Below are 21597 nucleotides of genomic sequence, written 5' to 3'. Positions count from 1 at the left end.
CCCCGGGCAAACGGGGCCATGTATCAACGCGCGTGCGACATCAGCGGGGCCGGCTCGCCGGACGCAGCGGCATTGCCCTCCGTCGCCCCAGCCCCCGCCACCGCTTCCGCCGCCGGATCCGCGGCCGCAGCCGCTTCGGGCTGCGCACGCACATCGCGCAGCAGGAAATGCGACAGCGCCGGGATCAGGATCAGCGCACCGAGCATGTTCCAGACAAACATGAAAGTGAGCAGGATGCCCATGTCGGCCTGGAACTTGATCGGCGACCAGGCCCAGGTGACCACGCCGGCCGCCAGCGTCACGCCAACCAGCCCGACCACCTTGCCGGTGAAAGCCACCGCGCGCTGGTAGGCCAGCGCAAGCGGCAGGCCCTGGCGCTGCAGCGTCAGCTGCACGCTCAGCAGGTAGAGCGCATAGTCGACGCCGATGCCCACGCCGAGCGCCACCACCGGCAGGGTCGCCACCTTGACACCGATGCCGAGCTGCACCATCAGCGCTTCGGCCAGGATGGAGGTCAGCACCAGCGGCAGCACGGCGACGATCACCGCGCGCCAGTTGCGGAAGGTGATCGCGCACAGCAGGATCACCGCGCCGTACACATAGAACAGCATGGTGCGGTTGGCTTCCTTGACCACGATGTTGGTGGCCGCGTCGACACCGGCGCTGCCGGCCGCCAGCAGGAATTTGCGGTCCGCCGTGTCGTGTTCGGCGGCGAAGGCGCGCGCCGCCTGCACCACGCGGTCCAGCGTTTCTGCCTTGTGGTCCGACAGGAAGGCCAGCACCGGCAGCATCGAGCACTGCGCGTTGATGAATTCCGAGTTCCAGTTCAGCGCATTGTTAATCTGCGGATCGATCAGCGCCTGGTTGTCGCTGACCGTCATCCATTTCGGATTGCCCTCCATGCCACCCGAGGTATAGGCGCGCACGGTGTCGGCCAGCGACACGGTGCGCTGCACGCCGGGCACCTGCGCCAGCGTCCAGCTCAGCCGGTCGGCTTCGGTCAGCGTTTCGAAGGAACGGCACTGGTCTGGTTTGGTTTTCACCATCACCGCGAAGACGTCGCTGGAGATGCCGTAATGGCCGGTGATGAAGGCGTTGTCGAGGTTGTAGCGCGAATCGGGCCGCAGTTCGGAGGCGCCGGAATCGAGGTCGCCGACCTGCAGCTTTTCGCTGTGCAGGTAGCCCAGGCCGCCGAGCAGCACCGCCACGCCGATCGCGCTGGCGGCCCAGCGCCGTTCGGTGAAGCGGTCGAGCAGCGTCCACACCTTGCCGAATCCCCGCGCCCCCTCCTGCTCTTCCCGCAGGCTGCGCTGCGCGGCCGCCGGGCTGACGCCGACATAGGACAACAGCACCGGCAGCAGGATCAGGTTGGTGCCGATCAGCACGGCTACGCCCAGGCTGGCGGTCAACGCCAGTTCGCGGATGACGGGGATGTCGATCACCATCAGCACCGCGAAGCCGACCGCGTCGGCCAGCAGCGCCGTGATCCCGGCGAGGAACAGGCGGCGGAAGGTGTAGCGCGCCGCCACCCATTTGTGGGTGCCGCGCCCGATGTCCTGCATGATGCCGTTCATCTTCTGCGCGCCGTGGCTGACGCCGATGGCGAACACCAGGAAGGGCACCAACATCGAGAACGGATCGAGGCCGTAGCCGAGCATGACGACAATGCCGAGCTGCCAGATGACGGCGACGATGGAGCAGGCGACCACCAGGGTGGTGCTGCGCACGCAGCGCGTGAACAGGTAGATGATGACGGTGGCGATGACGGCGGCGGCAAGGAAGAAGAACATCACCTTGCGCAATCCTTCTATCAGGTCGCCTGCCAGCTTGGCGAAGCCGATGATGTAGACCTTGACCTTGGGCTGGGCGCCGCTGTCGTAGCGGGCGCGGATCTCTTCCAGCGCCGCGGACAGCTTATGGTAGTCGACCGGCTTGCCCTGCGCGTCGGCGGCCAGCAGCGGGATGACGATCATGCTGGACTTGTAGTCGTTCGCGACCAGGCTGCCGACCACGCCGGCGCGCGCGATATTGATGCGCAGGTCGTTGACCGATTTCGCACTGCCGTCGTAATCGTTGGGCAGCACCGGGCCGCCGGTGAAGCCCTCTTCCGTCACCTCCACCCAGCGCACCACCGGCGTGAAGATCGACTTCATCCAGGAGCGGTCCACGCCCGGCAGGATGAAGATTTCATCGTTGATTTTGGCCAGCGTGGCCAGGTACTCGGGGTCGAAGATGTCGCCCTTTGGATTTTCGATCACGACCCGCACCGAGTCACCCAGGCCGCGCAGCTGGTCGCGGTTGTCCACGTAGTTCTTGATATAAGCGTGGCCGTGCGGCAGCATCTTGTCGAAACTGGCGCTCACCACCAGGCCGCGCAACTGGAAGGCGAACAGCGCGGTGAGGAGGAGGCAGACGGCGATCAGCAAGCGCCGGTGGTTGAAAATCAGGCGCTCCAGCAGGCTGCCGGAGGCATTGTCGAACGCCGCCGGATCCGAAACGACTTCCATGGCTTGCGGCTTGTGGTGGTCTGTCATCTTAGTCTTTCTCTTGCTTTACGATTTCGAGGCGCACGCCTTCCGAGCCGGCCAGGGCGATCTGCTTGCCCCCCAGGGCGGCGACGCCGAAATACGACATCGGCCGCGCGCTCTTCTGTGCGTTGAAGGACTTGCCGTCGTCGCGGCTGAGATCGATGCCGCCGGCCTGGTTGACCAGCACGATCGTGCCGTCCTGCAGCACAGCCCCCGAGGTGATGCCGGCCGGGTTTCCGGTGGCGATGGTTTCCCAGGTCTTGCCCTCGTCCGCCGTGCGCAGCAGGCTGCCGCGCATGCCGTACACCAGCAGCGTGCCCGGCCCCGCGCTCACCACGCCGAACAGGGTGCCCTTGTAGGGAGTGCGCATGGCGACGAAGCGCTCGGCGGCCGCGTCCAGACGCCATACCATGCCCTGCTCGCCGACCAGGTAGACGCCATGCGCGCCGCCGCGTATGGCATAGAAGTGCAGCTCGTCCGGGTTGTCGCTGCGGTCCATCCACGGCGTCCAGGTCTTGCCGCCGTCCTGCGTGCGGTAGAGGCGGTTGAAGGTGCCGACCACGTAGCCGGTGGTGGCGCTTTCGAAATACACGTCGAGGAAGGGCTGGGTGCCGTCGACGGCCAGGCTTTGCTCGCGCTTCAGGAACTGGCCGGCCTGCTTGCCGGCGGCCAGCTGCGCCTCGTAATGGCGTATCGCCAGGGCCGAGGCCTGGCGGCCGTCGAGCTGGCGGGTCCAGGTGGCGCCGCCGTCGGCACTGTGCAGCACCACGCCGCCATGGCCGACCGCCCAGCCCTGCGTGGAGGTCGGAAAAGATACGGCCAGCAGGTCGCTGCTGACCGGCGACCTGGCCTGCTTCCACTGCCGGCCGCCGTCGTCGGAGATCACGATGTGGCCGCGCAGTCCGACCGCGACGATGCGCTCGCCGGCCCTGGCCAGCGCGAGGATGGGACTGGAGGCGGCCAGGCGGCTGGGCATGGCGCCCTGGTCCTGCGGCGGCTGGAAGGCTGCGCCTGGAGCCGGCGGGGAAACAGGCGGCGCTGCCAATGCAACGGCTACGGGCGCGGCTACAGGCACGACTACAGACGCGGCAAGCAGGCCTGCCAGCACGGCGCGGGCTAACCCGCGCGGGATACGAATCTGATCAAACCGCATGACGGCGTCTCCTACTCGATACAATCGATCCCGGCCCGGCGCAAACCGCGCCAGCCGGGGTACACGCTACGGGACTGTGTCCTCTTTTAGCGTTAGCGCACGCCCTCGCCCGCCAAGGCCTCCGGCGAGAAGAACGACGACGCCTTGGGCGGGATGACGACCCATCCGCCGGTGTCCGTGACGTCCTCCTGGCGCGCGTAGTTGCCGGTCGCCAGATCGTAGGTCACCCATTCGTCGGTGGAATGGCCCTGCGTCTCGTACAGCGAGATCGGCAGCGAATGCGTGGTGCGGTAGATCTGGCCGGTGCTGTCGTAATTGTCCGAGATGCCGATGCCGGGCATGTCCTCGTCCCAGTACAGCGTGCGCTTGGCGTACACATTGCGCTTGCCGGTCCGCAGCGTGGCCTCGACCACCCATACGCGGTGCAGCTCCCAGCGCATGCAATCCGGATTGAGGTGGTTCATGGTCTTCATCGCCACCGCGCTCGGGCATTGCTGCGGATCGCGGATCTTGTAGGTGTTGTACGGGATGTACATCTCCTTCTTGCCGATCAGCTTGAAGTTGTAGCGGTCCAGCGAGCCGTACCAGACCGCCGCCTCGTCCACCGTGCCTGCGCCGCCGCCGGTCGGGCTGGGCGTGTCGTAGGCGATGTCCGGCGCCAGCTTCACGCGGCGCTGGCCAGGCAGGTAGGAGAAGGCCTTGCGGCCCACGCCGACCATGTCGACGCCGTCCAGCACGATCAGCTTCTCGCCTGCCTTGCGCGGCGGGTCCGTGTAATCGATGCGGATCCGTCCATAGGTCTCGTTGAGGGCGACCGGCGTGGTCTTGGCCGGGTTGTAGATCGGATACTCGATCCACATCTTGCCGATGCCGGTGACGGTGCGGTTGCCCTGGGTGTCGACCACGGTACCGGTCATGCCGGCCGATTCGATCATGTGGGCGTCGAACTTCCACAAGCGGTTCCACATCACCTCGCTGCCCGTCTTCGGGAAGGGGAAGGGGAAGCCGGCAAAGCAGTTCTCGACCTGCAGGCCGTCGGCCACGGTCTTGCACTGGCCCACATTCTTCTTCGTGTTCTCCAGCACGTACTTCGGATAGTTCACCGTCCGGTGGCTGGGGTAGATATCCATGCGGAAGCCCGGGTACTTCTTGAACATGGCCTTGTTGCCTTCGCTGACCTTGTCGGCGTATTTATCGACGTTCTTGGCGTCGATCGAGAACAATGGCTTTTCCCCGGCAAAGGGGTCGGGCCGCACGCCCGGCTTTTTCGGGTCGTAGCTGGCGGGCGGCTTGATCGGGCCGTTGTAGGCGGGGATGGTGCCCTCCTTGTTGCCTTCCTTTTCGGCGCCCCACGGCGTGAGCGTGGTGCCCAGTTTGGCGGCGTCTTCGGCGGCACCGGCCAGGACCGCACCGGGGACGGCCAGGCCGGCGATCCCGGCGAAGCCCGCGAGCGCGGTCATGAGTTTGATCTTATGGAACATCTTGATGTCTCCTGTCGATTCTTAGAATGTGGTCTTGAGTGTCAAGGACAGCCAGCCGCGGTCCTTGAGCGAACCGTTGCCGGCGTTGGTGGAACCATTGATCGCCTGCGTGCCGAGGAAGCTGGTATTGCTGCCGAAATCGCCGAAATAGGCGTTGTAAGCGAGGTTGACGCGGTACTTGGCCTGGTAGTCGGCGCCCAGGCCTATGCTCCACGAACCGCTGCCCTTGTTGCCGCCCGCCGGCACCGGCGAGTTGCCCGACAGGCCGACGCTGTAGCTCATCGGCAGGCTCAGGTCGACGCTGGGGAAAGCCTGGAACCAGGTCGGCGTGAACGCCAGCGACAGGCCCAGCGCATCCTTGGTGGCGCAGCCGTCGATGCGCTTGTAGGCGCCGTAGCCGGCCTCGCCCGCCTTGCAGTGGGCATAGTCGACGCCATTGAAGTTGGCGGCGCTGCCGTCGTACAGCTTGTCCAGGCGGCTATAAGTCAGTTCGGCCAGCACGGTGGCCGAGTCGAACACGGGCGTCTTGCCGACGTAGGCCAGGGCATTCACCAAGGCGTGCCAGCTGTCGCCGCGCGCGATGTCGGCCGCGCCGAAGTAGCTCGCCAGCGCGGTGTTCTTGCGGTGCACCAGCTCGGCGCCGATCGACACGCCGGCCACCGATTTGGCCAGGCTCACGCCCACCAGTTTGACGTCCCTGGCGTAGGCGTTGTGCAGTTCGCTGAAAGTGCCGCCGGGCGACAGCACCGCCGGCACCTTGTCGTCGAACTTGCGGTAGTAGAGGCCCACCGTGCCTTCCAGCCATTCGGGCGCCGCCTTCATCATCACGCCCCAGTTGCCCCTGTCCTTGGGCACCGCGTCGCGCCCGCTCTGCAGGTTGCCGTTCATCGGTATGCCGAGGAAGTTGGTGCCGCCGTTGCCGATGATGTCGCCCTGCGACAGATAGGTGCCGCCGTCCGGCAGGCGGAAGGGCTTCCACTCCAGCATGTACTGGGCGGCCACGGAGACGGTGTCGCTCACCTGCATGTGGGCCGATACCTGGCTCAAGGGCAGGAACAGTTCCTTCACTTCGATGCCGGGCGTGTTCAGCGCCTTGCGGAAGTCGGCCGGGCTCTGCGCGTACGACACGCCGTGCACCGGTGTGAACAGCGATTCGCCCCAGTACACGGTGTGGCGGCCCGCCTTCACGCTGAGCGGCATATCGCCCAGTTCGATGCGGCCGAACACGAAGGCGTCCAGCAGTTCGCCTGAATGGGTGTTGTAGCGCCGGGCGAAGCGGGTGAATTTGTTGTTCGGGTAGGCGGTGCCGGCCAGGAAGCCGGTAAAGCGCGGATTGCCGCGCACGTCCTCGTCGTAGGCGGCGTCGTACCAGGCCGCGCCCGACAGCCGGAAACCGAAGTGGCTCTTGTAGACGTAATCGAGCTCGGTGAACAAGTCGACCCGGTTGGTCACCATGTCACCCCTGTCGAACTTGTAGTCGCCGGCCTGGTAGCCCCAGGCGTCGCCGATCGCATCGTCGCGTTTCTGCATGCGCCAGCCGGCGTTGTATTTGACAGTGTTATCCCAGCGCAACTCGGCGTCGGGATTACCGGTATCGATCTTGCCCGCCGTTGCCAGGCCACTCGCTGCCGCCGCGACTACGGCGAAACCTGCCGCCATGCCGCGCCCCAGCGATTTTTTGCGCCACTGCTTCATTCTTGTCTCCTCCAGGTTAATAGTAGCCACCCCCTGATGGTCGGAAGTGGCGCTACTTTTTTGTTTTTCCGCCGTGGCGGCCAAGCAAACATACAAACAGAAATGTTTTTATACGATCACTAAGGTCGTGCGTCGCATCATGCCGGGCATAGGGGCAACCGGAGAACGTTGCCGATATTGCGCCGCAGCATAGACGCCGGGCCGTACCCCGACTGGAACCGGGATGTTTCATCTTGCTTCAATGACTGAAGCGAGTCAACCAATTTTGATACGTGCATCAATTTTTAAATCAATCGCCCCGATAGATTTTCAAACGCAAGGCGGAACCCGGCCTTGTCCGTCAGCGCGCCGCCATGCGGATCGCGCCGTCCAGGCGCACGCTCTCGCCGTTGAAATAGCCGTTGGTGATCATCAGTTCGACCAGCGCCGCGTACTCCGGCGGCGCGCCCAGGCGTTTCGGGAACGGCACCGACGCGCTCAATGCGGCGTGCACGTGCTCCGGCAGGCCGTTCAACAGCGGCGTATCGAACAGCCCCGGCATGATGGTGTTGACGCGTATGCCCTCGTTCATCAGGTCGCGCGCGATCGGCAGCGTCATGCCCACGATGGCGGCCTTGGAGGCGGCATAGGCGGCCTGCCCCACCTGGCCGTCCTGCGCCGCCACCGAGGCGGTGTTGACCACCACGCCCCGCTCGCCGTTCGCCATCGGCGCCAGCGACAGCATGCCGGCGGCCGATTTGGCGATGCAGCGGAAGGTGCCGAGCAGGTTGACCTGCACCACGCGGTCGAAGGCATCTAGCGGGAAGTGTTTGGCCTGGCCGGTGGCCTTGTCCCAGCCGGCGGTCTTGGCCACGCTGCTGGTGCCGGCACAGTTGACCAGGATGCGTTCCTGGCCCTGGGCCTCGCGCGCCCTGGCGAAGGCGGCATCGACCTGCGCGTCCGAGCGCACGTCGGCCTGGCAATACACGCCGCCCAGGGCCTGCGCCAGCGCTGCGCCGCGCGCCGCGTCCAGGTCGAAGATGGCGACCTTGACGCCGTGCGCCGCCAGGGCGCGCGCCGTCGCTTCGCCTAGGCCGGAGGCGCCGCCGGTGACCACGGCGGCGATCGATGCATCGAGTTTCATGGCAGTCCCGGGCTCAAAGGCGTTCGATGATGGTGACGTTGGCCATGCCGCCGCCTTCGCACATGGTTTGCAGTCCGTAGCGCTTGTTGTGGCGGCGCAACGCGTAGATCAGCGTGGTCATCAGCTTGGTTCCCGAGGCTCCCAGCGGGTGGCCCAGGGAGATCGCGCCGCCGTGCACGTTCAGGCGCGCCGGGTCGGCCTCCAGCTGGCGCAGCCAGGCCAGGGGGATGGGCGCGAACGCCTCGTTGACTTCATACAGGTCGATCTCGTTGATGCCCATGCCGGCCTTCTTGAGCGCGCGCTGGGTGGCGGGGATCGGCGCCTCGAGCATGATCACCGGATCGTGGCCCAGCACGCTCATGTGGTGGATGCGCGCCAGCGGTGCGATGCCCAGTTCCTCCAGGCCGCGCGCGCTGACCACCATCAGCCCGGAGGCGCCGTCACACACCTGGCTGGCGTTCGCGGCCGAGATGCAGCCGCCTTCCCGCAGCAGCTTGACGCTGGCGATGCCTTCCAGCGTGGCGCCGAAGCGCACCCCTTCGTCGACAGTGTGCAGGGTACGCTCGCCATCGGCCAGGGTCACTTCCACCGGCACGATTTCGTCCTTGAACGCATTGGTCTCGATCGCGGCGGCGGCGCGCTGGTGGCTCAGCAGCGCGTATTCATCGAGCTGGGCGCGGGTATAGCCATACTTGCTCACGATCATCTCGGCGCCGACGAACTGGCTGAAATCGCCCCCCGGGTAGCGCGCCCGCATCTCGGGGCTCATGTAGTAACCCAGGCCGTTGGTGCGCGCCAGTTCGGACGGCGTGAACATCGGCACCCGGCTCATGCTCTCGACACCGGCCGCGATCACGAAGTCCATGGCGCCCGACATCACGGCCTGCGCGGCAAAATGCAGCGCCTGCTGGGACGAACCGCACTGGCGGTCGATAGACGTGCCCGGCACGCTCTCGGGCAGCCGGGACGCCAGGACCGCGTTGCGCGCCACATTGGTCGACTGTTCGCCGACCTGGCTCACGCAGCCCATCAGCACGTCGTCCACCCTGGCCGGATCGACGCCGCTGCGGTCCAGCAAGGCGTTGATGACCTGGGCCGCCAGGTCGACCGGATGCCAGCCCGACAATTTTCCGTTGCGGCGGCCGCCGGCGGTACGGGCGGCGGCGACGATGTATGCTTCAGCCATTCTCACTCTCCAGTCAGTTTGCGTAAAAGGTAGCACCGCGCGCGGCCATCGCTGCCATGCCCGGCGTGGCCAGGTAGGGCGGCCCCAGGTGGGCGTATTGCTTGCTCAGCGCCAGCACGCGCTCCATGCCTAGCCAGTCTGCATACTTGAGCGGGCCGCCCGCATAGCGGGGGAAGCCGATGCCCAGCAGCAGCGCCATATCCAGTTCCGCCGGGGTGGCGACCACGCCCTCTTCCAGCGCGGCGGCCGCCTCGATGATCATCGGCAGCATCAGGCGCTCGACGATCTCCCGGTCCGCGAACTCGCGCCGGCCCTGCGGCTGGACACGCGCGATCAGCGCGTGGCTGTCGCTCGCGTGCAGCTTCACCGGTTTGCCCGCCGGATCGGCTTCATAGCGGTAGAAGCCGGTTCCCGATTTCTGGCCGTAGCGTTTGTGCTCGACCATCAGCTCCAGGACGTCGTCCCAGGTGCCGGCCATGCGCTCGGGGTAGCCGGCGGCGATCACCTTGCACACATGGCTGCCGGTATCGATGCCGACCACGTCCATCAGGTAGGCAGGCCCCATCGGCCAGCCGAAATCCTCCATCGCGCGGTCCACCCGTTCGAAGTCGGCGCCGTCCGCCACCAGCTGGCAAAATGCGCGGGTGTTCGCGATCAGGATGCGGTTGACGAGGAAGCCCGGGCAGTCCTTGACGACCACTGGGGTCTTGCCCATGGCCACCGCATAGCCGACGGCGGTCGAGACGGCCGCCATGCTGGTTTCCTTGCCCTTGACGATTTCGACCAGCGGCATCACCGGCACCGGGTTAAAGAAATGCATGCCGACGAAGTTCTGCGGGCGCGCCAGCGGGACGGCAAGATCGTCTATGCGCAGCGACGAGGTGTTCGAGGCGATAATCGCGTCGTCCGCGATCCTGGTTTCCAGCTCGGCCAGCACCGCATGCTTGACCTTGAGGTTCTCCACCACAGCCTCGACCACCAGGTCGATGTCCGCAAAGCCGGCATAGTCGAGCTGCGCCACGATGCCGCGCCGCACCGCGTCCGCCTTGTCCTGTGTCAGCCGCCCTTGCCGGACCTGGCGCGCCAGCAGCTTGTCGGCCTCTGCCGAGCCTAGCTCGAGCTGGCCCTGCGCGATGTCCTTCATGCGCGCCGGCACGCCTTTGAGCGCGCTGGCGAAGGCGATGCCGCCGCCCATGATGCCGGCGCCCAGCACGGCGGCGTTCCTGACCCGGCGCGCTTCCGGGGCGTTGGCGTGCGCACGGCAGAGTTTCTTGAGCGCCTGTTCGCTGAGGAAGGCCTGGACCAGGCTGGCCGCCGCCTGCGTCTTGGCGACGCGGGTGAATGCGCGCACTTCGACCTCGAGCGCGTCGGCGATCGCCAGCGGCCAGTGCGCCTCCATCGCTTCGAGCGCCATCATCGCGGCCGGCTGGTGTTTCGGGCTGCATTTTTCGATGCCTGCCTTGGCCAACTGGAACAGACCGTGGGCAGCGTCCGCGGTCAGCGGCATCGGCGCCTGCCTGGCGGCGCGCCTTGCCCGCCACCCGGCTTCGTTCGCGGCGGCATGCCCGAGCAGGGCCAGCGCGGCGGCACGCAGCTCGTCCGGCGCAGCCATCTGGTCGACCACGCCGGCCAGCAGGGCCGCGTCCGCCCTGCTCGGCTTGCCGCCTGCTATCCATTCGACCGCGACGTCCAGGCCGGCGATGCGGGGCAGGCGCACGGTGCCGCCCAAGCCGGGGAACAGGCCCAGCGACACCTCCGGCAAGCCCACCTGGGCGCTTGCCGCCATCACGCGGTAATCGCAGCACAGGGCCAGCTCCAGCCCGCCGCCGAGCGCGTAACCGTTGATCGCGGCGACCACCGGCACGTTCAGTTGTTCCAGGCTGGACAGCGCGCCGTTGCCGATACGGAAGTGGGCCAGCATGTCTTGCTCCGGGCGCTTGAACAGCGCGCCGAACTCGGTGATGTCGGCGCCGGCGATGAAGACTTCCTTGGCGCTGGTGACCAGCACGCCGCGCAGGCCTGGGGCGGCGGCGATCGCAGCGACCGCGTCGCGCAGTTCGGCCAGCGCTAGTTGGTCGAGTTTATTGATCGCCTCTTCGCCACGGTCGAAGCACAGTTCGGCATAGCCATGATCCAGTCGTTTGACCTGTACCGTTTGCCCTTGGTGCAAATATTGATTCATGTTATATTTTTCAAAAATTGATGGAAGCCGTCGGAACCGCTGCAACATGACTATCAGTCTACGGCGGCAGCGTTCTTCCGGCTTCGTCCGAACCGACGAATTGTGCAGTGCCGACCGCGCCGTCCGAACTACTAAAGGTCAAACAACAACCATGGCAACTACTACGCGCAAGCCGCGCGACAAGGCGGCTGCGCCCGCCCCCACCGGCGTCACGCCCGTCTACGACAGCGCGCTGATGCATGAACGGCGCCAGCGTATCCTGCAAGAAACCAAGCGTGTGATTGAAGAGAACGGCATCGAGAACCTGAGCATGCGCGAGCTGAGCAAGCGCGCCGACGTTGCGCAGCGCACGCTGTACAACGCCTTCGGCAGCAAGGACCGCATCGTCGGACTGGTGATCCAGGAGAACTACCTCGAGCAGCTCGCGCGCATGAAGTTCGCGACCGCAGCCGATACCATGGAAGGCGTGATCGAACGGCTGGTGCGCGTGTGCATGCATTTCGGGCGCCAGCGCAATTACCTGAAGGCGGTCATGGACCTGTATTTCTCGCCGGCGGTGCACAAGGACACCATCTTCATGATGCGGGAATTGTCGTACGGGAACGTCAGGCCCTGGCTGCTGCAGCTCGAGCAGCGCCAGCAGATCAGCCCCTGCCTGTCGCGCGAACAGATCGAGGGCGACATGACCGACCTCGCTTTCTCCGTGATGCGCAAATGGGCAATAGGCGACATCGGCGTGGCGCGCATGGCCGACGAGGCGGTGCGCGGTTTCCTCGTGCTCGCCGTCGGCGCGACGACCGGTGAAGCGCAGGCGCGCGCCTTGCGTACGCTGGCACAGCGCAAGCGCCCCGCATCCGCACCCGCACCCGCCCCCACCTCCCTGCCCGGCCCGGCCAAGGCGGCCAAGGTCACCAAGCCGGCCAAGCCGGTAAAGGCGGCCAAGGCGGTAAAGGCGGCCAAGGCGGCTTAAGCGGCGCAAGCGGATTACGCGGCTTAAGCGGATTAGACGGCCAAGGCGGCTTAGGCAGGCGGGGCTGCCTCCCAGGCTGAGCGCCCGCCGGCTCAGGCTTCCAGGATGGTGACCGCCGACATGCCGGGCGCGCCGTACACCTGCGTGTAGGCCAGCCGGGCGCCTTCGACCTGGCGCCGGCCCGCGCGCCCGCGCAGCTGCTGCACGTTTTCGACCACCTGGCGCAGGCCCGAAGCGCCTATCGGTTCGCCGCACGCCAGGCAGCCGCCGTCGGTGTTGACCGGCAGCCGCCCGCCCAGTTTGGTGGCGCCTTCGCGCAGCAGCTTTTCCTGTTCGCCGTCGGCGCAGAAGCCGTTTTCCGCCATGTGCATGATTTCGGCGCCCGATTCGGTGTCCTGGATCTGGGCCACGTCGATGTCGGCCGGGCCTACGCCGGCCATCTCATAAGCCGCTTTCGACGCGATTTGCGTCGGCGAGGCCGCACGTTCGAGCTCCAGCGACGGCGCGAACACTTCAAACGAACCGGCAAGCCGGGTGCGCACCGCCGCGCCGCGCAGCAGCGGGCCGTCCAAGCCGAGTTCGCGCGCCTTGCGTTCCGACGCCAGTATCAGCGCGGCGCCGCCTTCCGCCGGGGAGCAGAACATGAACTTGGTCAGCGGGTCGGACACCATCTGGCTGCCCATGATGGTCTCCAGGCTGACCGCCTCGCGGCGCCACGCGTGCGGCGCCAGCGCGCCGTTCTCGTACGCCTTCTCCGCCACCAGGCCGAGCGCTTCGGCCGAGATGCCGTGCAGGGCCATATAGCGCTGTATCTTCATGGCGAAGAACTGCGTCGTCAGCATCAGGCCGGTCTGGCCGTACCACATCGGCAGCCCCGCCGCCACCGGGTCGGCGTTGAACGCGCCGCGCGGATGCTTGTCGAAGCCGACGATGACGCCCAGGTCAAACTCGCCCGACTTGATCGCCCAGTAGCCGGCCAGCAGGGCCGAGCCGCCGGTGGCGCAGCCGTTGGCCACGTTGATGAACTGCACCCCGGTCAGCCCCATGCGCGGCAGCACCGCATCGGCGTCGCCGGAGGCGGCCGAACCGCCGAAGGCGAACTGCACATCCTTCCAGGCGATGCCGGCGTCGGCCAGCGCTTCGCGGATCGCGAACACGCCCAGGTCCAGGCCGGTCCTGCCGTCGTGGCGGCCGAAGGGATGGATGCCGGTCCCGATCACACGCACATTGGTGCTCATGATTGCTCCTCGTCGACGGGGCGGAATGCGTAGGTCAGGACTGCGCTGCCGTCCGGGCCTTGCCGGTAGGGCAACAGGGTGAAGCGCATCGGCATGCCGATGTGCAGCGCGGCGAAGTCCGCCGTGTCCAGGCGCGCCTCGACGATCAGCTGCTCCGCCAGTTCCACATAGCCGACCGCGTAAGGCCGGAAGTCCGCCTCGCCGGACGGGCCGTCGTACGGCCGCTTCGGCGCGAAACGCTGCACCGTGTACGACCATAGCCTGCCTTCGGTGGCCAGTTCCATCTCGTCGTAGCGTTCCCCTTCCGGTCCCGAAGGCATCGGAAACACGATCCTGCCGTCGCTTCGGCTTTTACCGCCAAGCAGCCTGGCGGCCGCGCCTTCGCCGGCGACCAACCCTGGCGCTACCATATTCTGTGTCATTGCTCCACTCCTGTTGAAAATAGCTGAAGGAATTGCTAAGGCGTTGTTAACCGCATTGCTAAACGAATTGCTCACGAAGGCCACATCTGTTCACTTGCTCAGGTTCACTCCCTCAGGCGCCTGCGCCATCGATCAGCTCGAGCGCCCGGCGGGCCAGCGCGGCGCCGTTCCGCTCGTCCCCGCCCGGCGGCGCCAGCACGGCGCGGAACAGCGCGAACACCAGGTGAAAGGTCGTGACGCGCTCCGCGTGGCCGCCGCACTGGCGGTAATGCGTCAGGTATTCCGCCTGCGTCGGTATGCGCTGCCGCGCCAGGTCGAGGTCGCGCAGGCCTGCCGCCGTCCGGTCCAGCTGCCACGGCATGCAGCTGTGCGCGGCATCTGCCAGCGGATGGCCCAGGGCGGCGTGCTCCCAGCCGCACAGCGCCAACACCCGGCTGCCTGCCGGATCGAAAATCAGGTTGCCAAGCCGGAAATCGCCATGATGGATGGCGCTTTCGTCATCGTGGGGAAGATGCGCCGCCAGCCAGTCGCCCACCCGCGCCAGTCCGGGCTGCACAGCGCCGCAGGCATCCGGTACGCCAAGCCGGCGGTTCCCGCGCGCCACCTCGTGCGCAAAGAAATGCGCAGGCCTGGCATAGTCGGCCAGGCCCGCTGCGGCCCAGTCTATGCGGTGCAGGCGCGCCAGGGTCTCCGCCAGCGCGAAGTACACGCCGCGCCGCCGTTCCGGCTCCAGTTCGGACAAGCCATACCCGGCGAAGACACGGCCCTCCGGTATCGCGGCAACGAAGAACGGCGCCCCGGCCACCAGGGGATCGTCGCAAACCAGGACCGGCTTCGGCGCCGGCACGCCGTTGGCGGCGAGCGCGTCGAGGATGCGGCGCTCCCGGCGCAACCCCGGCGCTGGCGCCACCGGCAAGGACAGCAGCTTGCCTGCGGCGGGACCGGGATCCGCGGCTGGTTCCAGGCGCAGCAGCAAACTGCGGTCGTCGAAGCGGATGCGGTAGGCTGCGCCATTCGTCCCCAACGACGCGACACGCATGCGCCCGCGCAAGCCCGGCAACGCGTCGCGCAGATGGGATTCGAAGCGCCGCCGCTGGAGCCCCAGCGCGCTCATGCGAGGTCCGGGAGGCATCGCGTCAGCGGCCCCGGAACACCGGATCGCGCCGCCCGGCGAACGCGCGCACGCCTTCGGCGAAGCACTCGCGGTCGATCAGTTCGCGCTGGCGCGCCGCCTCGTAGGCCAGCTGGGCCGCAAGGGGCGCGCCGGCCGCCGCACGGTCGGCGCGCCGCGCCTCGAGGGCGGCATGCGCCGGCAGCGCCGCCAGGCGCCGCGCCAGCGCCAGCGACTCGGCGCGCAGGTCGGCATCGTCCACGCACATCCAGACCAGGCCCCATTGGGCCGCCTGTTCCGCCGACAGGCGGTCGCCCAGCAAGGTCATGCCCATCGCTCGTGCGCGGCCGGCCTGCTGGCGCAGGAACCAGCTGGCGCCCAGGTCGGGCACCAGGCCCAGGCGCGGCATCGACGGCAGGTAGAAATAGGCCGAGCGCGCGGCAATGACGACGTCCGCCGCCAGTGCGAGGCCTACGCCGCCGCCGACCGCACCGCCGTTCATGGAGGTCAGCACCGGCACCGGCATGTCCTGCAGCGCGAGGATCAAAGGGTTGGACAAGGCCACCATGGTGTCGAAGGTCGCATTTCCCAGCGATTTGCCCGGACTTCCGTGGACTCCCATGTCGTCCAGGTTGGCGCCGGCGCAGAAGGACTTGCCGGCGCCGGTCAGCATGAGCGCGCGCAGCGAACGGTCCGCGCGCACGCGCGCCAGCACGGCGAGCAGTTCCTGCGCCTGCTGCGGCGAGAGCGGATTGCGCTTTTCCGGCTGGTTCAGCGTGACGATGGCCACCCCGCCGTCCACCTCGAACGTGACACATTTGTAGTCCGGCATATCGTTCTCCTGTTCCGAAAGCGCTGCCGGCTACAGCGCCCGCGCGATCACTTCCATCATGATTTCATTGGTGCCGCCATAGATGCGCTGCACGCGCGCGTCCACGTACATGCGGCCGATCACATAGTCGTTGGTATAGCCGTAGCCGCCAAACAGCTGCAGGCAGTCGTCGACGACCTTGCCCTGCAGGTCCGAGGCCCAGGCCTTGGCCATCGACGCGGTGACGGTATCGAGCCTGCCGGCGACCATGTCTTCCACGCAGCGGTCGACGAAGGCGCGCCCCGCCTTTACGCTGGTCGCGGTGGCGGCCAGCTTGAAGCGCGTGTTCTGGAACTCCGCGACCGTCTTGCCGAACGCGATGCGCTCGCGCACATAGGCGAGCGTCTCGTGGTAAGCGCCTTCCATCATCGCGACAGCCATCACGGCGATGATCAGCCGCTCGTATGGCAGGTCCGACATCAGTTGCGCGAAGCCCCTGCCCTCCTCGCCGCCCAGCAGCCTGTCGGCCGGCACGCGCACGTCGTCGAAGAACAGCTCCGACGTGTCCTGCGCCTTCAGGCCTATCTTGTCCAGAGGCTGGCCGACACGGTAGCCCTGGCAGCCGCCGGTTTCCACGATCAGGATGGAGATGCCGCGCGAACCCTGTTCCGGCGCCGTGCGCGCGACGACCAGGACCAGGCCGGCCAGCAGGCCGTTGGTGATGAAGGTCTTGGCGCCGTTGATGATGTAGTCGCCGCCGTCCCGGATGGCGCGGGTGCGGATGCCCTGCAGGTCCGACCCGGCGCCGGGCTCGGTCATGGCGATGGCGCCGACCAGCTCGCCGCGCGCCATGCGCGGCAGGTAGCGCGCCTTCTGCGCTTCGGTGCCATGGTTCAGGATGTAGTGGGCGACGATGCTGTGCACCGACGCGCTCATGCCGGTCAGGCAGCGGCGCGCCATTTCCTCGTACAGCACCGCCTCGTGGCGGAAGTCGCCGCCGCCCCCGCCCCACGCCTCGGGTATGTCGGAACAAAGCAGGCCGATTTCGCCCGCGCGGCGCCACAACGCATGGCCGACGTGGCCGCGCCGGCGGGCGGCGTGGTCGTCGGGCAGCATTTCCTGCTCGATGAAACGCACCACCGTGTCACGGTACAGTTCAAGGTCCGGGTCGGTCCAGCAGGGTTGAAAGTCGATGGCCATGGTTTCCAGGAGACGGGTAGGTATCGAGGTCGATGATAGCCAGCCGCGGCGGCCTTGGCTTCGTCTGTTCAGACGAATGCGGAATCAGCCGATCAGGCCGAGCCGCCGCGCGACAGCGACCGCCTGGGTGCGGCTGCCGGCGCCCAGCTTGGCGTTGACGCCGCGCAGGTGGGTGCGCACCGTGTTGGCCGAGACGAACATCTTCTCGCCGATGGCGATGTTGGAATAGCCTTCGGCCAGCAGCGTCAGCACGCGCAGCTCCTGGCGCGTCAGCGCTTCCGCCAGCGCGGCCGCCGGCGCCGCCGTGTCCGCTTCGGTGGCCGGACCGAAACCCTGCAGCAGCCGCTGCAAATATTCGGCCAACAAGGGGTCGCCCTGGTCCGGCCGTCCCTGGAAGGGGGCGGCCATATAGCTGCGCAGCAGAGCGCCGGCCTGGGGTCCTTCGTCGAGGATGATGTGGACCGCCCCTTCGTTGCACGTCGCGCGCAGCAGCGTCCCCAGCGCCGCATGGGCGGCGCGGTGATCGCCGTTGCGGTAGAGCGCCACCGCGCGCAGCAGGCACAGCGCGAGCGCCCGCCTGTGCCGCGAGGCGCCCCGCGCCGCCGCGATCTCGCCGTCCAGCAGCGGCAGCGCCGCCGCGTGCCGCCCGGCTGCGATCTGGCAGCGCAAGCGTCCCAGCTCGAGGTATTCCACGTCGTGGGCCAGCAGGCGCAAGCCCTTGAGCCGCAACCAGAGTTCCCGGTCGTCGGCCCGTTCCAGTTCGGTCCGAGCCGCATCGAGATGCCCCTGCAGCACATAGACGCGCGCCCGCTCCAGCCTGGCGCCGGCGATCAGCCGCGGCAAGTTGCGGCGATGGCCCAGGTATTCGAGTTCGGTCAGCGTCTGGAACGCCAGGTCGACGTCGCCGCGCTGGAAGGCGATGCGCGAGAGCGTCACGTGGGCGCTGATCATGTGATCCTGGATGCCGGCGCTGATGGCCAGCGGCAGGTAGATGTTCAGCAGATGCTCGGCCTGCGCGCAATCGTCCGCTTCGTACAGCGCGTTCGCATGCAGCACGCCGGCCCACGCATTGCCATGCGCCTGGCTGTAGCTGCCTTCGTGCGATGCGCGCAAGGCCATGCGGAAGCGCGCGCCGGCCTGCCTGATGCGGCCTTCGTGCAGGTCGATGATGCCTTCCACCGCCTCCGAATACATGGCGTTGAAAGCGCCGGATGCCCCCTGCCGCTGGCGCGCAGCGCCCAGCAGCTTGCGCGCCTGCTGGTACTGGCCCAGCACGGAATAGACGTCGGCCATCGCATTGGTCAGCACGGTATGGGCGAAGCTGTCGCCGGCGGGGACGGCGGCCAAGGATGCAAGGGCGGCGCCGCCGATGGCGCTGGCCTGTTCGTAATCGTCCATCATCGCCAGCAGCACCGGCCGCAGCGCGACGATGGACACGCCGGTTGCCGGACTGTCCGCCTGGCCGCGTTCGCAGCGTTCGAGCAGCGCCAGCGCCTCGCCGGGGCCGCGCATCATGCACAAGGCCCAGGCCCGCACCGCCTGCAGGTCGGGATGCGGATGTAGCGCCGCTTCGGGCAGCGCATCGAACCAGCGCGTGAGCAGGCGGATCCGGCCCTGCGCCAGAAGTTCCTGGGCGTGGCATGCGAGCAGGCGCACCGCTTCCGCCGTGTCGCTGGCGGCGATCGCATGGTCGATGGCGGGCACCGGGCGTCCCTGCGAAGCGAAGCAGCGCGACGCGGCGAGGTGCAGCCGCCCGGCCAGGCCGGGATGTTCGCTCGCCAGCTGGCCTTGCAGGAAGTCGGCGAACAGGCCATGGTAGCGATAGGTCGCTTGTTCGCCGTCCATCGGGGTCAGGAACAGGTTGGCGCCGTCGAGCTGGCGCAGCAGCGCAGCACTGTCGCTGCGGCCGGTCAGGGCGTCGCACAGGGGGGCGTCGAGATAGCGCAGGATGCTGGTGCGCAGCAGGAACTCGCGCAGCGCCGGCGGCTGCTGGGCCAGCACGTCGTCCGCCAGGTATTGGGTCACCGCCTGGTTGGAGCCCGAAAAATGCCCGATGAACTCCCCGTAGCTGCTGCGGCGCTCCAGTGCGACCGAAGCGAGCCACAAGGCGGCCACCCAGCCTTCGGTCTTCTGGTGCAGTGCCGACAACTGCTCCGGCTGCAGGAGAAGCTGCCGCCGCTGCTGCAGGAACTCCCCGGCTTCGGGCAGCGAAAAACGCAGATGCGACGCATCGATATCGAGCATCTGGCCGCGCCCGCGCAACTGGCCGAGGCCGAGCGCCGGCAGCGTGCGCGAACCGATCACGATCTGCCCGTTGCGCGGCAGCTGGACCAGGATTTCGCGCACCAGGCCAAGCACGACCGGGTCCTGCACATGCTCGAAATCGTCGAAGAACAGCACGAACGGCGACTGGAAACCGGCCAGCGCGTCGGCCAGGCGCAACACGACGTCGCGCGGTGTAGCGATGGGCCGCACCGCAGCCGCATCGGGCGGCTCGCTCGCCACGATATGGGAAACGGCGGTGTCGAGGCAGGACAGGAAACGGGAAGCATCGTTGTCGGCCTGGTCCAGCGTGAGCCACGCGGTCGCGGCGCCCTGCCCTTCCATGCGCTGGCGCATCTGTATCATCGCCGTGGTCTTGCCGAATCCGGCCGGCGCCCGGACCAGCACCAGCCGGGCCGCCGGCACGCCGCCGATGCGCGCATGGATCGCCGTCCGTTCCACCTGCGACGAACTCACCGAGGGCGGATTGAGCTTGGCCTGCGCTGTTGCCATTCGGAGGCCCACGGTCACGGCTCCCGTTCAGGACGCGTAAGAAAACTTCTGCAGGATGACCAGCGTTTCGCTCTTGACCGTTTCATCGAGCACCTTCTTGAACGCGGCGAAGCGGGGATGGGACATCAAGTGCTGAAAGCCACGGTCCATATGGGCCAGGTCTTCGAGCTCCCAGATGTCGATCACGGTATTGAGGCGGCCGGTCCGGTGCATATAGGCGGCGTTCAGCTTCCATCCCGACTCTTCGATGATGGGCACCCACTCGGCCATGGTCTGGACGAAGCGCTGATAGCCGGCGCCGTCGATTTCAAGTGTTGCCTGCAGAAAGATACTCATGCCCTGCTCTCCCGGTGGTTCTGCCTGGCGCCTGGCGCCGAAACGGATGCGTCGTCGCTACGCGCATGCGTGCTTGCTCGCGTGCCGGCGGCGTTCAGTCCGCGCCGACTTTCTCCAGCGGCGCCTCGACGGGGGTCCTGCCGACCGCGCGCAAAAAGGTCTTGTGCATATTGATCAGCGACGGTTCGTTCTTGCCGAAGGTGTTGAAGGGCTTGATGTTGGCGTTCAGGCTTTTCTGGACATTGGCGCTGACCCAGTAGTCTTCCTTGTCGACCACGTCGCGGATGAACTGGAAGTGGGATTGCGGATCGAGTCCCTCGCTCGGGCGGTTCAGATCGCCGCGCCAGTAGCAACGGTAGCGCGTCAGGTGCTCGCCCACCGTGGCGCCCGGATACAGCTGGAAGAATTCAACCGCGTTGGGCGACACCAGCAGCGAGATATTCGGATAGATGAAGTGGACAAAGGCGAAGTGGTCGAAGACGCCGGTGGTCCACTGCTCGACCGGGATCTCCTTCAGGCTGGAGATCGTGCGGTTGACGAAGGTCATCCGGTGGTGGCGCTGGTCCGGGCCGAAGCGGTCGTACAGCGACAGGTTGCCCAGCGTGTAGTCGCCGACGCTGTCCTTGTGCAGCGGCCCGAAATGGTAGCCTTCGCAGAAGGTGTCGAGCGCCAGTTTCCAGTTGGTGTTCATGCGGAATTCATGCATGTTGACGAAGCTCATGTCGCCCAGCTTCCACATGGCGAAGTAAGGCGCGAGGTCGCCGAGGTGGTCGTCGATGCTGAACTTCATGTCGGGATCCAGGCCCACGTAGATCACGCCGTACTTTTCCTCGACCGGCAGGCGCACCAGGTCGTAATAGGATTTGTCGACGCAGCCGAAGCTCTCTTCCTTGAATATCGTGCGCAGCTTGCCCTTGAGATCAAAGCCCCAGGCATGGTAGGGGCAGCTGATCGAATTGGCCTTGCCGCAGCCTTCTTTGAGGCGGGCGCCGCGGTGCGAGCAGGCGTTCAGGTAGGCGTTGACCTTGCCGTCGTTGTCGCGCACCAGCAGCACCGGCACGCCCAGGTCGTCGAAGGTGGTGAACGAGCCGGGACCCGGCAGGTCGCAGCTGAAACCCACCATCTGGGGGCTTTCCTTGAAGATCTTCTGCTTTTCCTGTTCGAACAGGTCGGGGTCGGTATAGGTCCACGTGGGATGGCGGTACGGCGCTTCCGCGCTGTCGGTGGTGCCGGCGTCCACGTGCTTCAGGGCGCGGTGCACCACGTCGGTCAAGACGTCTCTTTCGTTCAGCATGCTGGTCTCCATTGATGGCTGGGCGGATCGTTCTTCTGTCGAGAACCTTGCGCGCCGCGTTCGTTTAATTTTGCAACGCGTGTTAATTTTCA

Annotated in this window: 16 protein-coding genes; 1 reads left to right on the top strand and 15 read right to left on the bottom strand. The window is 66.9% G+C overall.

Annotation, left to right across the window (positions count from 1 at the left end):
* Positions 1–23 precede the first annotated feature (23 nt).
* The 7 genes from ACSQ8Y_RS04790 to fadB form a co-directional block, all read right to left on the bottom strand.
* Entirely contained in the window at positions 24–2534 is a 2511-nt protein-coding gene (locus tag ACSQ8Y_RS04790) for an efflux RND transporter permease subunit (RefSeq protein ID WP_436265311.1), read from the bottom strand.
* A 1-nt stretch (position 2535) separates the two neighbouring features.
* Positions 2536–3573 (bottom strand): WD40/YVTN/BNR-like repeat-containing protein, encoded by a 1038-nt coding sequence (locus ACSQ8Y_RS04785; RefSeq protein WP_436265310.1) that lies wholly within the window; start codon positions 3571–3573, stop codon positions 2536–2538.
* A gap of 200 nt (positions 3574–3773) precedes the next feature.
* Positions 3774–5162 (bottom strand): DUF1329 domain-containing protein, encoded by a 1389-nt coding sequence (locus ACSQ8Y_RS04780; RefSeq protein ID WP_436265309.1) that lies wholly within the window; start codon positions 5160–5162, stop codon positions 3774–3776.
* A gap of 21 nt (positions 5163–5183) precedes the next feature.
* A complete protein-coding gene (locus tag ACSQ8Y_RS04775; RefSeq protein ID WP_436265308.1) occupies positions 5184–6857 on the bottom strand; it encodes a DUF1302 domain-containing protein in 1674 nt (557 codons plus the stop codon).
* 340 nt (positions 6858–7197) lie between these two features.
* Positions 7198–7980, bottom strand: coding sequence for an SDR family NAD(P)-dependent oxidoreductase (locus ACSQ8Y_RS04770; RefSeq protein WP_436265307.1), 783 nt, complete (start codon positions 7978–7980; stop codon positions 7198–7200).
* A 13-nt stretch (positions 7981–7993) separates the two neighbouring features.
* On the bottom strand, positions 7994–9166 hold the full coding sequence (locus ACSQ8Y_RS04765; protein WP_436265306.1) for an acetyl-CoA C-acetyltransferase: 1173 nt from the start codon (positions 9164–9166) through the stop codon (positions 7994–7996).
* A 13-nt stretch (positions 9167–9179) separates the two neighbouring features.
* Positions 9180–11348, bottom strand: coding sequence for a fatty acid oxidation complex subunit alpha FadB (gene fadB, locus ACSQ8Y_RS04760; RefSeq protein WP_436265305.1), 2169 nt, complete (start codon positions 11346–11348; stop codon positions 9180–9182).
* A gap of 151 nt (positions 11349–11499) precedes the next feature.
* Between fadB and ACSQ8Y_RS04755 the strand changes: the two genes are divergently transcribed.
* A complete protein-coding gene (locus ACSQ8Y_RS04755; protein WP_436265304.1) occupies positions 11500–12318 on the top strand; it encodes a TetR/AcrR family transcriptional regulator in 819 nt (272 codons plus the stop codon).
* Between the two features lie 92 nt (positions 12319–12410).
* Here the strand turns inward: ACSQ8Y_RS04755 and ACSQ8Y_RS04750 are convergent, their stop codons facing one another.
* The 8 genes from ACSQ8Y_RS04750 to ACSQ8Y_RS04715 all read right to left on the bottom strand — a co-directional run bounded on the left by ACSQ8Y_RS04750 (position 12411) and on the right by ACSQ8Y_RS04715 (position 21505).
* Entirely contained in the window at positions 12411–13556 is a 1146-nt protein-coding gene (locus ACSQ8Y_RS04750) for a thiolase family protein (protein WP_436265303.1), read from the bottom strand.
* Complete coding sequence (locus ACSQ8Y_RS04745; protein WP_436265302.1) at positions 13553–13978, bottom strand: Zn-ribbon domain-containing OB-fold protein; 426 nt, start codon at positions 13976–13978, stop codon at positions 13553–13555. Before ACSQ8Y_RS04745 ends, ACSQ8Y_RS04750 begins: the two co-directional genes overlap by 4 nt.
* A 112-nt stretch (positions 13979–14090) precedes the next feature.
* Positions 14091–15092 carry a phosphotransferase family protein gene (locus ACSQ8Y_RS04740; protein WP_436265301.1) on the bottom strand — a complete coding sequence of 334 codons (1002 nt, stop codon included), beginning with the start codon at positions 15090–15092 and terminating at the stop codon, positions 14091–14093.
* A gap of 22 nt (positions 15093–15114) precedes the next feature.
* Positions 15115–15921 carry an enoyl-CoA hydratase-related protein gene (locus ACSQ8Y_RS04735; RefSeq protein ID WP_436265300.1) on the bottom strand — a complete coding sequence of 269 codons (807 nt, stop codon included), beginning with the start codon at positions 15919–15921 and terminating at the stop codon, positions 15115–15117.
* Between the two features lie 30 nt (positions 15922–15951).
* Positions 15952–17100: an acyl-CoA dehydrogenase family protein gene (locus tag ACSQ8Y_RS04730; protein ID WP_436265299.1), complete on the bottom strand. Its 1149-nt coding sequence runs from the start codon at positions 17098–17100 to the stop codon at positions 15952–15954.
* 84 nt (positions 17101–17184) lie between these two features.
* Positions 17185–19875 carry a LuxR C-terminal-related transcriptional regulator gene (locus ACSQ8Y_RS04725; RefSeq protein ID WP_436265298.1) on the bottom strand — a complete coding sequence of 897 codons (2691 nt, stop codon included), beginning with the start codon at positions 19873–19875 and terminating at the stop codon, positions 17185–17187.
* Between the two features lie 27 nt (positions 19876–19902).
* Positions 19903–20211, bottom strand: a complete 309-nt coding sequence (locus ACSQ8Y_RS04720; RefSeq protein ID WP_436265297.1) for an NIPSNAP family protein — start codon at positions 20209–20211, stop codon at positions 19903–19905.
* Between the two features lie 94 nt (positions 20212–20305).
* Positions 20306–21505 carry an aromatic ring-hydroxylating oxygenase subunit alpha gene (locus ACSQ8Y_RS04715; protein WP_436265296.1) on the bottom strand — a complete coding sequence of 400 codons (1200 nt, stop codon included), beginning with the start codon at positions 21503–21505 and terminating at the stop codon, positions 20306–20308.
* Positions 21506–21597: the final 92 nt, after the last annotated feature.

It is taken from the genome of Pseudoduganella sp. LjRoot289 (assembly GCF_964252925.1).
Classification (GTDB): Bacteria; Pseudomonadota; Gammaproteobacteria; order Burkholderiales; family Burkholderiaceae_D; genus Rugamonas.
The sequence above is the reverse complement of the archived record's forward strand: the minus strand, read 5'-3'. Positions and strand labels throughout refer to the sequence as shown.

What these genes read in the sequence shown, in the direction of transcription:
- ACSQ8Y_RS04790 (WP_436265311.1), bottom strand. Translation starts at nt 2,534, where the DNA reads ATGACAGACCACCACAAGCCGCAAGCCATGGAAGTCGTTTCGGATCCG.
- ACSQ8Y_RS04780 (WP_436265309.1), bottom strand. Translation starts at nt 5,162, where the DNA reads ATGTTCCATAAGATCAAACTCATGACCGCGCTCGCGGGCTTCGCCGGG.
- ACSQ8Y_RS04775 (WP_436265308.1), bottom strand. Translation starts at nt 6,857, where the DNA reads ATGAAGCAGTGGCGCAAAAAATCGCTGGGGCGCGGCATGGCGGCAGGT.
- ACSQ8Y_RS04770 (WP_436265307.1), bottom strand. Translation starts at nt 7,980, where the DNA reads ATGAAACTCGATGCATCGATCGCCGCCGTGGTCACCGGCGGCGCCTCC.
- ACSQ8Y_RS04765 (WP_436265306.1), bottom strand. Translation starts at nt 9,166, where the DNA reads ATGGCTGAAGCATACATCGTCGCCGCCGCCCGTACCGCCGGCGGCCGC.
- fadB (WP_436265305.1), bottom strand. Translation starts at nt 11,348, where the DNA reads ATGAATCAATATTTGCACCAAGGGCAAACGGTACAGGTCAAACGACTG.
- ACSQ8Y_RS04755 (WP_436265304.1), top strand. Translation starts at nt 11,500, where the DNA reads ATGGCAACTACTACGCGCAAGCCGCGCGACAAGGCGGCTGCGCCCGCC.
- ACSQ8Y_RS04750 (WP_436265303.1), bottom strand. Translation starts at nt 13,556, where the DNA reads ATGAGCACCAATGTGCGTGTGATCGGGACCGGCATCCATCCCTTCGGC.
- ACSQ8Y_RS04745 (WP_436265302.1), bottom strand. Translation starts at nt 13,978, where the DNA reads ATGACACAGAATATGGTAGCGCCAGGGTTGGTCGCCGGCGAAGGCGCG.
- ACSQ8Y_RS04740 (WP_436265301.1), bottom strand. Translation starts at nt 15,092, where the DNA reads ATGAGCGCGCTGGGGCTCCAGCGGCGGCGCTTCGAATCCCATCTGCGC.
- ACSQ8Y_RS04735 (WP_436265300.1), bottom strand. Translation starts at nt 15,921, where the DNA reads ATGCCGGACTACAAATGTGTCACGTTCGAGGTGGACGGCGGGGTGGCC.
- ACSQ8Y_RS04730 (WP_436265299.1), bottom strand. Translation starts at nt 17,100, where the DNA reads ATGGCCATCGACTTTCAACCCTGCTGGACCGACCCGGACCTTGAACTG.
- ACSQ8Y_RS04725 (WP_436265298.1), bottom strand. Translation starts at nt 19,875, where the DNA reads ATGGCAACAGCGCAGGCCAAGCTCAATCCGCCCTCGGTGAGTTCGTCG.
- ACSQ8Y_RS04720 (WP_436265297.1), bottom strand. Translation starts at nt 20,211, where the DNA reads ATGAGTATCTTTCTGCAGGCAACACTTGAAATCGACGGCGCCGGCTAT.
- ACSQ8Y_RS04715 (WP_436265296.1), bottom strand. Translation starts at nt 21,505, where the DNA reads ATGCTGAACGAAAGAGACGTCTTGACCGACGTGGTGCACCGCGCCCTG.